The organism is Shewanella sp. DW31 (genome assembly GCF_015767295.1).
In the GTDB taxonomy this organism is placed as follows: domain Bacteria; phylum Pseudomonadota; class Gammaproteobacteria; order Enterobacterales; family Shewanellaceae; genus Shewanella; species Shewanella oncorhynchi.
In genome coordinates, this window is sequence record NZ_JADWMP020000020.1 from 1 (window position 1) to 16,286 (window position 16,286).

17 protein-coding genes are annotated in these 16,286 nt (G+C 43.8%); 12 read left to right on the forward strand and 5 right to left on the reverse strand.

Annotated features, from left to right (window positions below):
- Window positions 1-91: 91 nt before the first annotated feature.
- Window positions 92-1,387, reverse strand: a complete 1,296-nt coding sequence (locus tag GWI56_RS15850; RefSeq protein WP_198573454.1) for a site-specific integrase — start codon at window positions 1,385-1,387, stop codon at window positions 92-94.
- Window positions 1,388-1,448: 61 nt separating this feature from the next.
- Window positions 1,449-1,667, reverse strand: coding sequence for a hypothetical protein (locus GWI56_RS21755; RefSeq protein WP_242068422.1), 219 nt, complete (start codon window positions 1,665-1,667; stop codon window positions 1,449-1,451).
- Window positions 1,668-1,847: 180 nt separating this feature from the next.
- On the opposite strand from GWI56_RS21755, the gene GWI56_RS15855 reads away from it, so the two are divergent.
- Window positions 1,848-3,419 (forward strand): DUF3369 domain-containing protein, encoded by a 1,572-nt coding sequence (locus GWI56_RS15855; protein ID WP_198573455.1) that lies wholly within the window; start codon window positions 1,848-1,850, stop codon window positions 3,417-3,419.
- A 60-nt stretch (window positions 3,420-3,479) separates the two neighbouring features.
- Here the strand turns inward: GWI56_RS15855 and GWI56_RS15860 are convergent, their stop codons facing one another.
- Complete coding sequence (locus tag GWI56_RS15860) at window positions 3,480-3,932, reverse strand: hypothetical protein (protein ID WP_113940483.1); 453 nt, start codon at window positions 3,930-3,932, stop codon at window positions 3,480-3,482.
- Between the two features lie 257 nt (window positions 3,933-4,189).
- Here GWI56_RS15860 and ccoN point away from each other — a divergent pair, with 257 nt between their 5' ends.
- From ccoN to ttcA, 11 genes are all read left to right on the forward strand, one after another.
- Complete coding sequence (ccoN, locus tag GWI56_RS15865) at window positions 4,190-5,626, forward strand: cytochrome-c oxidase, cbb3-type subunit I (RefSeq protein ID WP_028759964.1); 1,437 nt, start codon at window positions 4,190-4,192, stop codon at window positions 5,624-5,626.
- 13 nt (window positions 5,627-5,639) lie between these two features.
- A complete protein-coding gene (ccoO, locus tag GWI56_RS15870) occupies window positions 5,640-6,266 on the forward strand; it encodes a cytochrome-c oxidase, cbb3-type subunit II (RefSeq protein WP_028759965.1) in 627 nt (208 codons plus the stop codon).
- An 11-nt stretch (window positions 6,267-6,277) separates the two neighbouring features.
- The gene (locus GWI56_RS15875) at window positions 6,278-6,454 is read left to right on the forward strand and encodes a cbb3-type cytochrome c oxidase subunit 3 (protein ID WP_198573456.1); all 177 of its coding nucleotides are present in this window, start codon (window positions 6,278-6,280) and stop codon (window positions 6,452-6,454) included.
- Window positions 6,454-7,422 (forward strand): cytochrome-c oxidase, cbb3-type subunit III, encoded by a 969-nt coding sequence (gene ccoP / locus GWI56_RS15880; RefSeq protein WP_028759967.1) that lies wholly within the window; start codon window positions 6,454-6,456, stop codon window positions 7,420-7,422. Before GWI56_RS15875 ends, ccoP begins: the two co-directional genes overlap by 1 nt.
- Before the next feature lie 110 nt (window positions 7,423-7,532).
- The gene (locus tag GWI56_RS15885; protein ID WP_113940485.1) at window positions 7,533-8,012 is read left to right on the forward strand and encodes a FixH family protein; all 480 of its coding nucleotides are present in this window, start codon (window positions 7,533-7,535) and stop codon (window positions 8,010-8,012) included.
- A gap of 22 nt (window positions 8,013-8,034) precedes the next feature.
- On the forward strand, window positions 8,035-10,434 hold the full coding sequence (locus GWI56_RS15890) for a heavy metal translocating P-type ATPase metal-binding domain-containing protein (protein ID WP_198573457.1): 2,400 nt from the start codon (window positions 8,035-8,037) through the stop codon (window positions 10,432-10,434).
- A 38-nt stretch (window positions 10,435-10,472) separates the two neighbouring features.
- Window positions 10,473-10,721: a cbb3-type cytochrome oxidase assembly protein CcoS gene (gene ccoS, locus GWI56_RS15895; protein WP_173244909.1), complete on the forward strand. Its 249-nt coding sequence runs from the start codon at window positions 10,473-10,475 to the stop codon at window positions 10,719-10,721.
- Window positions 10,718-11,410 carry a sulfite exporter TauE/SafE family protein gene (locus tag GWI56_RS15900; protein WP_198573458.1) on the forward strand — a complete coding sequence of 231 codons (693 nt, stop codon included), beginning with the start codon at window positions 10,718-10,720 and terminating at the stop codon, window positions 11,408-11,410. The genes ccoS and GWI56_RS15900 overlap by 4 nt, the downstream gene beginning before the upstream one ends.
- A 55-nt stretch (window positions 11,411-11,465) precedes the next feature.
- Entirely contained in the window at window positions 11,466-12,218 is a 753-nt protein-coding gene (gene etrA, locus GWI56_RS15905; RefSeq protein WP_006081599.1) for an electron transport transcriptional regulator EtrA, read from the forward strand.
- Between the two features lie 222 nt (window positions 12,219-12,440).
- The gene (gene uspE, locus GWI56_RS15910) at window positions 12,441-13,373 is read left to right on the forward strand and encodes a universal stress protein UspE (protein WP_028759972.1); all 933 of its coding nucleotides are present in this window, start codon (window positions 12,441-12,443) and stop codon (window positions 13,371-13,373) included.
- A 78-nt stretch (window positions 13,374-13,451) separates the two neighbouring features.
- Window positions 13,452-14,420, forward strand: coding sequence for a tRNA 2-thiocytidine(32) synthetase TtcA (ttcA, locus tag GWI56_RS15915; RefSeq protein WP_198573459.1), 969 nt, complete (start codon window positions 13,452-13,454; stop codon window positions 14,418-14,420).
- 184 nt (window positions 14,421-14,604) lie between these two features.
- Here ttcA and GWI56_RS15920 read toward each other — a convergent pair whose 3' ends face one another.
- Both GWI56_RS15920 and GWI56_RS15925 read right to left on the reverse strand, forming a co-directional pair.
- Window positions 14,605-15,228: a DUF2987 domain-containing protein gene (locus tag GWI56_RS15920; protein WP_198573460.1), complete on the reverse strand. Its 624-nt coding sequence runs from the start codon at window positions 15,226-15,228 to the stop codon at window positions 14,605-14,607.
- On the reverse strand, window positions 15,221-16,033 hold the full coding sequence (locus GWI56_RS15925) for a glucosaminidase domain-containing protein (RefSeq protein ID WP_028759975.1): 813 nt from the start codon (window positions 16,031-16,033) through the stop codon (window positions 15,221-15,223). The genes GWI56_RS15920 and GWI56_RS15925 overlap by 8 nt, the downstream gene beginning before the upstream one ends.
- Window positions 16,034-16,286 lie beyond the last annotated feature (253 nt).

The following is a 16,286-nucleotide window of genomic DNA, read 5'->3' on the forward strand; positions in this document are numbered from 1 at the left end:
ATACAACATCGATATAGGAAAGCCTTGTATAGCCGTTCCTATGCACCTGTCAGACTAGATAATATACATTGTGCGCACTTTTTATATCTAATCACTCTATACCTTTCAAATGGTCGATTGGTTTGTTGAATGCACTTTCATGACGTTCAATTTGGCTTGTGTGCAAATATTGCGATGTAGTGTCGATACTTTCGTGGCCAGCATCGGCTTGTACATGAGATAACGGTCTGCGGTTGATATTGATATCGTGCGTAATACCGGTGTGACGAATATTATGGGCAGTAAGTTTGCGCATCTGCGCCGCATCTTGTGTAAAGCCATCGATTTCTATACGTTCTGCAGCCAGATTAATTATTTTTTGAATTTCGTCGCGAACATGACGAATGCCTAGATTGGCATTGAGGATACCAACATCTCGGCCGCGTCCAGCAGCTTTATGCCGTACAAACAAAGGATGATTTTCGTTTGGTCCTGGATAATCCGTTAATCCTAAAAACTGACGATATTTGACTAATGCATCGAGCAAGGCTTTTGAAATCGCAACACTGCGTCTTTTACCACCTTTACTCAACGGAATATGAAAACTCCAGATGCCCGTTTGCTGATTACGTTTAAACTGGTTCATCACCGGCGAATAACCCGCACGTGCAGACACATCTGAAATGCGTAAATAACAGCAATAAATCAATGTAATGAGGAATAAACTTCTTTGATGTAACTCAGGAAATTCTTCTGCTAGTCCAGTAACGGTCGCCATAATATATGACCACTGTAATTCAGTGAATGCGAGACTATTTTCATCTTCATGACTTTGACGCTGATATTGCCTGTTTGCTGCAAATCGACTGTGATTAAGCCAGATTTGTGCAGGATTCCGCTCACAATATTCTTCACTTGTCAGGTACGAATAAAACGAAGACAAAATGGCCATTTTTGTTTTTAACGCATTATCGCTTAACACATAAGGCTGGATTTGCCCGAGTTGTTTTTTGCCGACAAATGGTCGCCATTGCGAGTTTGGAACCCGTTCATCATGCAGTTTATCGTACTTAAACTGTGGCACATTAAAATAACCGATCAGTGCAATCGGCGGTGCTTGGCAATAATCAACGTAACGGCTCATGTCTTTGCGCGTAACTTGAATGGGAGACATTGAAACTACATCAAAACACCAATGCAGAAACGTAGTGAGTTCACTGCGATAAGCTTTATAGTTGTTTTCGTTATGCTTTTGCTCAAATAGCCAATCACTGGCATGCTCGATGACTAAGCCCGCATCAACCACCTTTTTCATGCTAATTTGGGTGATATATTGGTTAACAATACTATTGCCAACTTGTATGAATTCAAATGAGTCAAATAACGGGATTACTGGAGGAAGTTGCATATTACATCTGAATTATAAGGGTTTCTGATATGATAATACTTAAACGCAAATGCCGATAATGTTATTTATCGGCATCAAGATATGTCAGATTTTTAGTGCAACTTGAAAATGAACATTGCTGACAAGTAATACGCTTTTTGCAACAGATCAAGCATAGCTGCCACACTTGCTGTTTCGATTGGCTATCTAAGCACGTGAAGTCAGATGCGCAGATGTGTCCATCATATATCAGCTGTGCCAATTTATGCGCTGAAATTGATAAGTTAATTCGATTAGTCATGCCCTTTCCCTCCCTATCATTGTTTGATAGTAATAGAATACACAAATGAGAATCGTTATCAACAATGTAGTTTAAGGATTGCCACTCACCTCGCTATTTTATGCAAGATTTTGCACCGCTTTGAAATGTGTCTACTACACTGATTATGTGATCATTATTTTTACTTGAATGAGGTATCGGATGCTGATTGATCTTGCAAAGAAAAACCCTCTTTTTTCCGGTAAAAAGTCTACCGAGACAACAGAGTCTGGTATTCCTTGGAAGGTATTAGTGGTCGATGATGAACCTGATGTTCATACCGTCACTAAGCTTGCCCTCTCCCGCTTTAAACTTGATGGCCGTGCCCTCACCTTTATCAATGCTTATAGTGCCGAACAAGCAAAAGAATTACTCAATCAAGAACATGACATCGCCATTGCCTTTATTGATGTTGTCATGGAAAGTGACCATGCAGGGTTAGAACTAGTAAAGTGGATCCGTGAAGAATTACTGAATAAAACCACTCGATTGATCTTACGTACAGGCCAGCCAGGGCAAGCACCAGAAGAAGACGTTATCGTCAATTACGATATTAATGATTACAAAGCAAAAGCTGAACTCGATTCCCGTAAGCTGATGACCAGCGTCTACTCAGCCCTTCGCTCTTATCGCGATATCATGGAAATCGAGCAAGCAAGGCGCACCCAAATAAATCACCGTAAGGGCTTAGAAAGAGTACTAGAAGCCACCTCAGGATTATTTGAACTGCGCACCCTGCATAAATTCGCCGATGGGCTACTGACTCAAGTGGCCACTCTACTTAATCTCGATTCAGAAACGCTACTGCTGACTTGTAATGCAATTGATGCGATTAGTGGTCATGTTGAACCTGTCAATATAGAAATCCTTGCTGGTACTGGCCAATTTGCGAATAAATCCCACATTACGCAACTACCTGAACATATTGATCGTCTACTGCGCAGTGCGCTCACCCAACAGCGGTGCCTTTATGAAGACAATTGTTTTATCGGTTACTTTCCCACCAAAGGCGGTTTAATCAATCTACTTTATATGGATGGTATTGATAGAATTGATGATCTTGATAAGAAACTCATTGATATTTTTGCCATCAACGTGGGCATAGCCTTTGAAAATTTGCTGCTCAATCAGGAGGTGGAAGATACACAATCAGAGCTTATTTTACGTTTAGGTGATGTTGTTGAAAGCCGCTCGAAAGAAGCTGCCAATCATGTGAAACGTATGGCGGAGTATTGTTCTCAATTAGCATTACTCGCCGGTTTAAGTGAATACGAAGCCGATTTACTGCGCCGTGCCTCACCAATGCATGACATAGGCAAAATTGCGATCCCCGATGCTGTCCTACTTAAACCCGGCAAATTAGATGACGAAGAATGGAAAGTTATGCGTCAGCACCCTATGATTGGCCATCAAATTCTTGCAAATTCTGAGCGACCAATACTAAAGGCCGCATCAATTATTGCACTACAACATCATGAAAAATATGATGGTTCTGGTTATCCTGCAAATCTAAAACAAGACGAAATTCACATTTTCTCGCGGATTGTGGCAATCGCAGATGTGTTTGATGCCCTTTCCCATGCCCGCTGCTATAAAGCAGCTTGGCCTTTAGAAGAGGTCTTAGCTGAAATGCGTAAAGGGGCGGCAACACACTTTGATCCTCACTTATTACAGCTCTTTATTGAAAATGTAGACATTTTTGTCAAAGTAAAAGAAAACTGGAAGGATCACTAATCTGTATAGTTGATTGTCTTGATGTTTAGAAATCCATATCAGGCACTTTCAAAGATATATCTAACCATTATCATCTGCGAGAAAATCAAAAACAGCCGTTTTAGTTTCACCATTAACGCTAAAACTCACAAAGCCACGCCAAACCATGTAGCCACTACTACAAGAACCGTAGACTAACTGACCGATATAAGTCATTTCGTCAGTTTGCTTCACATTTACAGGAATAACGCCCATAAACATGTCTCTTCCTTCTAAGCGGATTTGCACATTAGAAATTGGCATGGAAGATAACAACTGTAATGTCAATGGCTTTTCGCTTGGTGCACTCCCTGGTGACAAGCGAAAAGTGAGCTCAACATCCCCAACTTTTTTAACACAATCCCCCTTAGAAAATTGGCAAAGTGAAGGATCAAGACTGCTTTTAAGTGTGACTTGCTTTGCATCTTCCTTACAAGCTGTGAGATTGAAGCTAAATAATGCGATAAATAAATAGGGACTCAGACGAGTTAGCACAAAGATTAACCTTATGATGCAATATGTTAACATTCTATGGCGTAGGTTGATCTAGATCAACTTTCCACACCCCTTCTTTGGTATCTTTTTTGATATGGCTCAAGTATCATTGCGAAACCTCATATTTGAGCAAAAATATGCAGGGTAACGCATTGACATCGCTCAGCAACCTTAATAGGGAGGCTGAGTTTTATGTCATTTATAACAGGTAAAGCTTGTCTTTACTAAAAGTAAAAGTAATAAGCAGTGGAAGCATTATGATGAACCATTCCCAGCCAACAGGCGCTGATTACAATTACGCCATTGTCCGCCAATTTGCCTTAACCACAGTTTTGTGGGGTATTGTTGGTATGTCAGTCGGCGTATTAATTGCGGCTCAGTTAATCTGGCCTCAGCTGAACTTTGACACTCCTTGGTTAACGTATAGTCGCTTGCGACCATTACACACCAATGCGGTGATCTTCGCGTTCGGTACATCAGCCCTTTTTGCAACATCCTATTATGTCGTACAACGCACCTGTCAAACCCGACTATTTGCACCTAAGTTAGCCGCATTTACGTTTTGGGGATGGCAAGCCATCATTCTGTCAGCAGCTATCTCTTTACCAATGGGTTTCACCCAAGGAAAAGAATACGCTGAATTAGAATGGCCTATCGATATCGCAATTACTATCGTTTGGGTGTCCTACGCTATCGTGTTCTTCGGTACTATTATCAAACGAACAACTTCGCATATTTATGTGGCGAACTGGTTCTTTGGTGCCTTTATTATTACCGTTGCCGTACTACACATAGTTAACTCTATGGCAGTACCAGTCAGTCTGTTCAAGTCATACTCTCTGTATAGCGGCGCTGTCGATGCTATGGTGCAGTGGTGGTATGGTCACAACGCTGTAGGTTTCTTATTAACCGCAGGCTTCTTGGGGATGATGTATTACTTCGTACCTAAGCAAGCAGGTCGTCCTGTGTACTCTTACCGTCTTTCTATTGTCCACTTTTGGGCACTGATCGCACTGTATATCTGGGCTGGTCCTCACCACTTACATTACACAGCTTTACCTGACTGGACTCAGTCTTTAGGTATGGTGATGTCACTTATCCTATTCGCACCTTCTTGGGGCGGTATGATTAACGGTATCATGACCTTGTCTGGTGCCTGGCATAAACTGCGTACTGACCCTGTGTTACGTTTCTTAGTTGTTTCTCTGTCTTTCTACGGTATGTCTACCTTCGAAGGCCCTATGATGGCAATTAAGACAGTTAACGCACTATCACACTATACAGACTGGACTATCGGTCACGTTCACTCCGGCGCGCTAGGCTGGGTTGCAATGGTGTCAATCGGTTCTCTGTATCACTTGATCCCTGTATTGTTCGGTCACGGCCGTATGTACAGCATCAAGTTAATTAACGTCCATTTCTGGTTAGCGACTATTGGTACTGTGCTTTACATCGTCTCTATGTGGATTTCAGGTGTAATGCAAGGTCTGATGTGGCGCGCAGTGAATGCTGACGGTACTTTGACTTATAGCTTTGTTGAAAGTCTGGAAGCTTCTTATCCTTTCTACTTTGTACGTTTCCTTGGCGGTTGTTTCTTCCTGACCGGTATGCTGATCATGGCATATAACGTGATCCGTACTGTGAAAGCCTCTAAAGATTCATTGCCAGCATTGGCAGAACCAACAGCGGCTTAAAGGAGCAAACTCGATGAAATTTAATCATGAGATAGTTGAAAAAAACATCGGTTTGTTAGCGATTTTTACCGTTATCGCTATCAGCTTCGGTAGTCTCGTTGAAATCACACCGTTGATTTTTCAAAAAGATACGACTGAGCCAGTTGAAGGTTTAAAGCCATACACTGCCCTGCAAATTGAAGGTCGTGACATTTATGTTCGTGAAGGTTGTTATAACTGTCACAGCCAGATGATCCGTCCTTTACGTGCAGAAACTGAACGTTATGGTCATTACTCTGTCGCGGGCGAATCAGTTTGGGATCATCCATTCCAATGGGGTTCTAAGCGTACGGGTCCTGATCTTGCACGTGTTGGCGGTCGTTATAGCGATAAATGGCATGAAGTTCACTTAATCGATCCTCGTGCTGTAGTTCCTCAATCGAATATGCCAGGGTTCCCATGGTTAGCCGAAAACAAGTTAGACGGCAAACTAACGGGTGACAAGATGACTATCCTACGTAACCTGCATAAAGGCGGTTACAAAGGTAATGATCTTTATACCGATGAAGAAATCGCAGGCGCACAGCAAGCTGTTGCAGGTAAGACAGAAATGGACGCCTTGATTGCATATCTTCAGTCTTTGGGTCACGCACTCAAATAAGGAGGCAATATATGGATTACGGCACATTACAAGGCATTTTAACCATCATTGTGATGCTGACCTTCGTCGGTATATTTGCTTGGGCATATAGCTCGCGTCGTCAAAAATCATTTGATGAAGCAGCTAACCTTGTGTTTTCCGATGAGGAAATCAACAAGGTATCGAAGGACTCAGGAGAGAATAAGTGATGAGTAGCTTCTGGAGTGTTTGGATTACTGTACTCTCGTTAGTCGTGATCGCGGGTTGTTTTCTATTACTGCGTGTGTGTTCTAAGAACACCACTGACGTAAAAGAAGGCGAATCCATGGGTCACAGTTTCGACGGTATTGAAGAACTCAATAACCCACTGCCAAAATGGTGGAGTTATATGTTCTATATCACTATCGTGTTTGGCTTGATCTATTTGGCCCTATTTCCTGGTTTAGGTAACTATAAAGGCCTATTAGGCTGGACCAGTTCTAACCAGAGTATCGGCACAGAGCATGGCATTAAAGCCGATTCTGCCGCAGCGATTGAGCTAGCAGCAAAAGAAGGTCTTTATGTTCAGTATGATCAAGAAGTAAAACATGCTGATGAAAAATATGGCCCAATCTTCGCAGCTTACTTGGCAACACCACTAGAAGAATTAGTGAAAAACCAAGAAGCGTTGAAAGTGGGTGGCCGTTTGTTCCTACAAAACTGTGCTCAGTGCCATGGTTCTGATGCACGTGGTAGCAAAGGCTTCCCTAATCTTACCGATGGTGACTGGTTATATGGTGGTGAATTAGCCACGATTAAGACCACTATCATGGCAGGTCGTCATGGCATGATGCCACCCAAAGGTGGTTTGCCAATCGAAGATAGCGAGATTGCTGGTTTAGCTGAATACGTTGTTAAATTGTCTGGTCGTGAGCATGACGAGAAACTCGCTGCCCAAGGTCAAGGCTCATTCATGAAAGGTTGTTTTGCGTGTCATGGTATGGACGCTAAAGGCAACAAGTTTATGGGTGCTCCTAACTTAACTGACGATGTTTGGTTATATGGCGGTAGCCGTGGCATGATCGAAGAGACCATTAAACATGGTCGCGCAGGTGTGATGCCAGCGTGGAAAGACGTTCTCGGTGAAGAGAAAGTTCACGTCATTACAGCTTATGTTTATAGCTTGTCAAACAAGTAATTAGGTATAAGTAACACTAAGGCCTCGAAGACTTCGAGGCCTTTTTTTTAAAGTGCTAAAACCGTCTTTTAACGGTAAAATGGCGCAAATTTTTTGAATGGGTATCTGACATGAGCGAACAACAAGCCTGGTATAAGCAGTTCTGGCCTTGGTTTTTAATTATTCTTCCTTTATGTGCCGTCGTCGCAAGTTTTACCACACTAAAAATTGCCCTTACGAACTCGGACTCTTTAGTCGCCGAGGATTACTACAAAGATGGCAAAGCCATTAATATGGACTTAAGTAAAGTGAAGTATGCCAAACAAATAGGCATGAACTTTTCACTCGATCAAGCCAATAATGAGATTTTACTGACGCAGCAAGGGGGACCAGCATATCAAGCCGCCTTGAAAGTCGAGTTCTATCATCCAACCATTGCCGACAGAGATATGAAACTCACTGCGACGGCCGATGCCAGCAATGTGTATCGCATTACCATCCCTACTACCCTAACCGGCCCTTGGGAAGTACGCCTCGAAAGTTACGACGGTAAATGGCGAATTCACCAACGCGTTGAATTAAAAGATCACGTCCAACTTTGGCTGAATTGATTGTGGTTAAATAAGTAGCGCTATGACGTATCCAAGTTGTTTTCACTGCCAAGAGCCCGTTCTGACGGGCCAGCAGTTTGTGACTCGCATTAATGACCGTGATGAACTTATGTGTTGCCCTGGCTGTCAGGCGGTTTCTCAAGCGATTGTCGATGCGGGATTACTCAGTTATTACAAGTTCCGCACTGAGCCTGGCAGTAAACAGAATGCCCTGGTCCCCGAAGCATTAACGCAATTTAGCGCCTATGACTTGCCCGAAGTGCAGCAAGACTTTGTGCATTCTGAGGACAATGTCGAATCAGTATCACTCTCCATCGATGGTATCACCTGTGCCGCCTGTGCTTGGTTAATTGAACACAAAGTCAAACAACTCGCGGGCGTGAGCCAAGTGCTAGTCAACTCAACCACCCAACGCGCTATGATCAGTTGGGATAAACGCAAGGTAAAACTTAGCGATATTCTCGGACAAATTAGTCGTATCGGCTATCAAGCCGCACCCTACCAAGTTGACGAACAAGAGCTCAACAATAAACTCAATAGTCGCAAATTTTTACTGCGTTTAGGCTTAGCTGGCTTTGCGACTATGCAAGTTATGATGTTCGCCCTCGCCCTTTATACTGGCTACTTCACCGATTTAGACGTGCAGTATCGGGACTATTTCCGCTGGGTTAGCATGATTTTTGCCACTCCTGTGGTGCTTTATTCAGCGCAACCCTTCTATTTTAGCGCCATTCGTACCCTGCTCAGCGGCAAACTCAATATGGATGTGTCTGTTTCGATTGCCATTGGTGGTGCCTATACCGCAAGCTGTTTTGCCACAGTGAATGGCACAGGCGAAGTGTATTTTGAATCCGTATCCATGTTTACATTCTTTTTGTTACTCGGCCGTTACTTCGAGCAAAAGGCAAGACAAAAGGCCTCGGTCAGCTCCAGTAATTTACATAAATTGGTGCCGCTCACTGCACACTTAGTCACCGAAAATGGTCAAGAAGAAATTCCGGCCAAAAAGTTACGCCTCAATGATGTGATCCTTGTAAAACCAGGGGAAATGGTTGCGGCCGATGGTGTGGTGATTGAAGGCCACACAAACATCAATGAAGCTATGCTCACTGGTGAGCAAATGCCCATTGAAAAGCAGCAAGATCAGCAAGTGTACGCTGGCACTATCAACGTCGATCAACCGATAAAAGTTAAAGTTACAGCGTTAGGGCAAGACCAACTCGTGGCGGAAATTATTCGACTGCAGGAGCTGGCATCCAATACAAAACCTGCGATAGCCCTATTAGCCGATAAATTATCCCGCTATTTCTCGGGTACGATTCTAACAATCGCGACGATGACCTATTTGGTTTGGCAACAGATTTCCCCAGAGGATGCCTTTTGGGTAACGCTATCGGTTCTGGTCGCAACTTGTCCTTGTGCCTTAGCGCTAGCGACACCGACCGCCGTCACCTGTGCAACCGCCATTTTTACCCGTCTTGGGATCATTACTCGCAAGGCAGGTGTCTTTGAAAAACTGCCGCAGATTAAACATGTGGTCTTTGATAAAACTGGCACCCTTACCTGTGGTACGCTCTCTATCGGGCAAACGCAGTGCATTGCCGATTTAACAAAGACGCAGGCCTTAGCCATTGCAGCAGCGCTGGAAACGGGCTCTCGCCATCCGATTGCGGCTGCATTTGCCCTATTTGCCGATAATACCTTGGTCGCGGAGCAAGTTCACCATGAAGTCGGCTTTGGTGTTCGAGGCCGTATCGAGGGGACTGACTATTTAATTGGTAATGCTGTATTTACTGGCGCACGTGTCGATACTCAGGACCCAACCCAAAAGATTTGGTTAGCTCGCTCAGCCAATGAGCAGCTTGAAGTGCTGGCCAGCTTTGAAATTCAAGACAATATTCGTCAAGACAGTAAGGCCACGATTGAGATATTACAGCAACAAGGTTGCCGCATTAGTATCGCCAGCGGCGATAGCTCCGGACATGTGCATCAACTGGCCAAAGAGCTGGGAATTGAAGATGTGCACAGCGGATTAACGCCCGCGGGTAAACTTGCCCTAGTAACGAAATTACAACAGCATACTCGCGTGGCGATGTTTGGCGATGGCATCAATGATGCGCCTGTACTTGCGGGGGCTGATTTGTCGGTCGCCATGGGCAGTGGCAGTGCGATTGCCAAAAACAGTGCCGATTTGATTTTACTGGGCGATCATCTATCCCGTTTCACCCAAGCTGTCGCGGTCGCTAAACTGACCACGCAAATTATTAAACAAAATTTAGCGTGGGCGCTGGGTTACAACGCCCTTATCTTGCCTTTAGCTGTCACTGGTCATGTGGCACCTTATATTGCCGCGATTGGCATGTCGGCGAGTTCTTTGATTGTGGTCGGTAATAGCCTGAGATTATTACGGGTAAAAGTGTGATCATAATAAAATGTTTAACCAGATACTAAGAGGTCATTATGGAAATTATTTATGTGCTTATCCCCATTGCCATGATCTTCGTCGCCATTGCGGTAATGGTATTTTTCTGGGCAGTGAAATCTGAGCAATTTGACGATCTTGACCGTCAAAGTGTTTCTATATTGTTTGATGAAAATACTGACAAACCTGGCCATCTACCCACCCCCGCCATTCAGTCAACAGCAGAACATGATGACATCGCAGCGCAGCAAGCGATAAAAAATCAGCAAAAAGGCATGCCTTTGTGATTGAGTACAATGTTACCGGTGCCTTTCTCGTCGGCTTGATGGGAGCTGCACATTGTTTTGGTATGTGTGGCGGTTTAGTGGGCGCGTTTTCCGCCCAAATCCCTCATCCTAAAATAGGTAACCAGCTGGCCCATCAGCTTAAATATTTACTGAGTTACAATTTAGGCCGTATTTTAAGTTACACCTTAGCGGGCGGCTTAGTGGGCGCATCGTCGGCAGGTCTTGGTCACTTATTTGAACTGGATATTTATCTGATTGTCCTGCGCATGGTTGCTGGACTGATGATGATTGCAACAGGGCTTTACATCGCTAAAATATGGGTTGGAATAGTGCAAATTGAGCGTGTAGGTCAATGGCTATGGCAATATTTAAAACCGCTAGCGCAGCGTCTTGTTCCAATCAAGAATCCGAGCCAAGCAGTCATGGCGGGATTCATTTGGGGCTGGCTCCCCTGCGGCCTCGTCTATAGCACCTTAACTTGGTCGGTTGCATCTGGCTCTGCCAGCCAAGGCGCCTTGATTATGTTAGCCTTTGGCTTGGGTACTTTACCCGCCCTATTAAGTGCTGGCGTGGCGGCAAAACGCCTTGCTGCATGGGTACAAAAGAAAACCGTTAGACTATTGAGCGGCTTACTGTTAATTGCCTTTGGTGGTCAAACTTTATATATCGCACTCGCGCAGCTAAACTAGCCCAAGTGAGTGAATTGGTTTAACATGGTTACAGTGGATAAACTTGAGAATCAACATGACAATTGAACAAAATAAGAATCGTCGTCCTGCCGCTAGCGGATGCACAATCCATTGTCACGATTGCAGTATGGGTACCCTTTGTATTCCTTTTACCCTCAATGCAAGTGAGCTAGATCAGCTCGATGATATTATTGAGCGTAAAAAGCCAATCCAGAAAGGCGAGCAAATTTTTAAGTCAGGTGATGCATTGAAATCCCTGTTTGCGATCCGCTCTGGCACCATCAAAAGTTACACTATTACTGAGCAAGGTGATGAGCAGATAACTGGCTTCCATCTCGCGGGTGATGTGATTGGTTTTGATGGTATTCACGCTCAGTTGCACCAGAGTTTTGCACAGGCCCTCGAAACCTCTATGGTTTGTGAAATCCCCTTTAATATCCTCGATGAACTTTCGGGCACTATGCCTAAGTTACGTCAGCAGATCATGCGTCTAATGAGTAATGAGATCATGAGCGATCAAGAAATGATCCTGCTGCTCAGTAAGAAAAATGCCGAAGAACGTCTAGCAGCGTTTATCAGTAATTTAGCAAATCGTTTCGGCAGCCGTGGTTTCTCACCTAAAGAATTCCGTTTAACCATGACCCGTGGTGACATTGGCAATTATCTCGGTTTAACCGTTGAGACCATCAGCCGCTTACTTGGACGCTTCCAAAAGTCAGGCTTGATTGAGGTTAAGGGTAAGTACATCACTATCCTCGACTCGCAAGAGCTAAATCTGTTAGCGGGTAATTCTCGCATCGCGAGATAGTCAATCGCAAAAGCATTAACCGTGAGAGATCAAGCCTAAATAATTGTCGCCAATAGCATAACAGTTTAATGGTAAAAGCTGTGCTTGCTAGACATGTCATGCAGATTAAGGCATGATTTTTAAGCGAGTTTTAATCAATTTCAAATGAGTTTGATCTAGAACAATACAGCTCACTGCCAAAGGCTCATGATGATATTGAGCCTATGACTAAAGGAACCAAACATGAAGGATTATCAAAAAATACTGGTTGTGGTTGACCCTACCACTGAGAATCAAGTTGCCCTTGCACGAGCGGTCGCCTTGGCCAGTAAATGCAACGCTCAAGTCACTGTGTTTCTTTCTATCTTCGACTTCTCTTACGAAATGACTTCGATTCTGTCGAATCAAGAACGCGAAGCCATGCGTCAAGGTGTCATAGATCAACGGCTCGCTTGGATCCAAGACTTACTCGCCGCTTATACTCATCTGCAACTCAATATCGATACTCAAGTCATTTGGCATAACCGCCCCTTTGAAAGCATTATTAATCATGCTATTTCAGGGCAATACGATTTGATTGTTAAAGGCACCCATGCCCACGACAAACTCAAGGCGGTGATCTTCACTCCAACTGATTGGCATTTAATGCGTAAAGCCCCTGTGCCAGTATTGATGGTGAAAGCCCATGACTGGCCAGCCGCGGGCAAAATCCTCTGTGCTGTGAATGTGGCAACCGAAGATACCGATCATCAAATGCTTAACGGTAAAATTATTGAACATGCAAAAGATTTGGCGAAAAAGTTCTCTGCTGAAGTACATTTAGTTAATGGTTATCCCGGCACGCCAGTTAACTTAGCCATTGAGCTTCCTGACTTTGATGCCCAGTCATACAACGAAACCATTCGCATGCAGCATGAGCAGCGCGTGAGTTATCTTGCGAGCGCTTATGATATTAATCCAAGTCATTGCCATGTAAAAGAAGGTTTACCAGAGGATGTGATCCCTGAGCTTGCTGAAAAACTTGATGCTGAATTGGTGATCCTAGGGACTGTTGGTCGTACCGGATTTTCAGCAGCACTGATAGGTAATACCGCTGAACATGTTATCGATAGCATCAACTGCGATTTATTGGCTATAAAGCCCGACGGTTATAAATCACCGTTAGAAGAAGCCTAAGCAATACGCGGCTCTTTACCCCGCCAAAGATAGCTGGAATAATACGCGCCCTGAAACTGTGTTACTGGGCGCTTTTTTATGCTTGAAGCTATATCTGAAGTTACGGTAAATCCTATGCCGGAAGAATTATCAAAAAAACAAACTACCCGTCTGAATAAATTACAGAAGCGGCTTCGTCGTGAAGTGGGCAGCGCGATTGCCGATTACAATATGATTGAAGATGGCGATAAGATCATGTGCTGCCTCAGTGGCGGTAAAGACAGCTACGCCATGCTCGATATTTTGATGAATCTGCAGCAACGTGCGCCCATTCAGTTTGAAATCATTGCGGTTAATTTAGATCAGAAGCAACCGGGCTTCCCTGAGCATGTATTGCCCGCCTATCTCGATAAGCTCAATGTGCCTTATCACATCCTCGAGAAAGATACTTACTCGATAGTGAAAGACAAAATCCCTGAAGGTAAAACCACCTGCTCCTTGTGCTCTCGCCTGCGCCGCGGCACGCTTTATGGCTTTGCTCAGCGTATCGGCGCCACTAAAATCGCCCTAGGCCATCACAGGGATGACATTATCGAGACCTTGTTCTTAAATATGTTCTTTGGCGGTAAGATGAAAGCAATGCCGCCAAAGCTGCTGTCGGATGATGGTGCTAATATCGTCATACGTCCCCTAGCCTATTGTCGCGAGAAAGATCTCGAAGAATATGCCAGCTTAAAAGAATTTCCAATCATTCCATGCAACTTGTGTGGCTCACAGGAAAACTTAAAGCGCGCCACAGTCAAAGACATGCTAAATCAATGGGATAAACAATACCCAGGCCGCATTGAAACGATTTTCACCGCCATGCAAAACACCGCACCATCACAGGGTGTTGACCGTGAACAGTTCGACTTTGTGTCTCTAACACGTGACCCAGATGCGCCTATGCGTGGTGATGTTGCTGAAGCCAATCTACCTGCATTCGATTTTCTTGATATCGCCAATAGCGGTCGTATCGATTTGGATGCAGCAAAACGCATTGATATTGTTAACACTTACGAAGTCTAACTTAGACTGAATTTAGCGCCTAGTCAGTAAGAGAAGTTAACGAACCGAAAGTAAGCAAGATAAATTAGCACAACAAAATGCCCACTTAATGTGGGCATTTTTATGGCTACAGAATAAGTTTATCTTTGAGCCAGCGCTTCTGAATCGCTTATCTCAAGACGCCTATTCAAAGATACAAAGATGATTACTTCACCCAAGGACTCAAGACTAATGGCTGGACACTGAAGCTTAGCGTGGTGATGCTTTCAAGCTCATTAGCGGCTAATTTATAACTGCCTTTTATCGCTTCTTCACGGCCATTAAGGCGTACATAGACTTCTTGTTCAGGTGAGAATTCAAAGTTTAAGCCAGTAATGGATTCCCTAAAATAACGCATCGGGAAGCCTTGCATAGCACCGAGCAGCGTGTCCATCTCAGTCATGATTTGTTGTAGGCGCGTTTTATCGTACTCGGCTAATGTCTGTTTTGCTCTAACTTGCATTGCAATACCACATCCCTCAGCGCTGCCAGCGAAATTCAGATTAACCAAGGCTCGCTGATCTTTTAAATCATCATCTAAGGGAATGAATAACCGCTGAGCATCAGTATACGTCAGTGGCGTTGAGGTTTTTTCACTGGAAATGGAACCACTTTGGATCAAACAATTCTTTTGCATTGGAACACTAAACGCCACTTCCACGAGTTGATAACCGCCTTTATTGACTTGTTTCAATCTATCATAAAAGCCTTTATATTCAAGGGATACAGTTTCTGCAGCAGCGCTAGTTGCCAAAAAGAACAGGCTACTAAACAACAGTTTTTTATACATCGACATTCACCAAATATTTTTCATTATGACGTAACATATCAAGCAGCTCATCAATATAAGCTTCTTGTCTTTCAGAATAATTCACTAAACCGTAAATCAATTGATCCGCTGTTGGCTCTAGCTCCTGTGAACGTAAATCTGCTCGAATAGAGCGAAATAACGCATAGGCAGTATTAGAATTTAAATTACGCATATAGGATGAAACCGATTCATCAACCGATGAAAACACTTTCACCTCATGACTTTTACCCGAACCACGTGAGGACGGCACTATGCCGCAGCCAGAAGTAAAACACCATTCGCCAAAAAAGTTAAAACCTTCTCTGGCAAAACGTGAACTCCCCCAACCCGATTCATTCGCGGCTTGAATTAACACCATAGATTCCGGCACGATATCGACACGTTTAAGTAAGCTTGCTAATGACTTAGCATCTACGTTACGCGCCGCATATTGGTATTTATCAAATAACGCATTGATCTGCGCTAATTCGGTATCAGATAAACTCTTACCATTATCGACTAAGGCAAGCATCTCATTGATAAAGCCACGCTCCATCAAGATAATGGCATTCTGTTGCTGAACAATCGGCCGCAGGAAATCAAAAAAAGCTTTCTTCTTTTCGGTAATGTCGCTGATCGCAGAAAAGTCAGGGACTTGCGTAACAGGATCGACATCGCTAACGAATTGGGGCGCAATAGCGGATGAGTCATTCGAGTGAGGAATGATCCAAACTCGTAATGCAAAAATCGCCACTATGACCATGGCTAATGCCAATGTAAACGAACCGATTCTACCCGTTTTCAATCATTCACCTTAGGTGTAACGCCCTTATTGGGCAAATAAAGGCCGGATTATAAGCTATTTGTCAGATTTCACGAAATTTGCCCATCATCATGATCACGAACTCAGGTACAATATTACGCCTGAGGCACCATTATCGAGTCGAGCTTGCTATTACGCCGTCATTTATAGATGCAAGCATTTGACTGAGTATTTATACTAAGGTTCCTTAGCGTTATCACCATTGCACAACGGCTCATGAGTCATCCCGCTTATA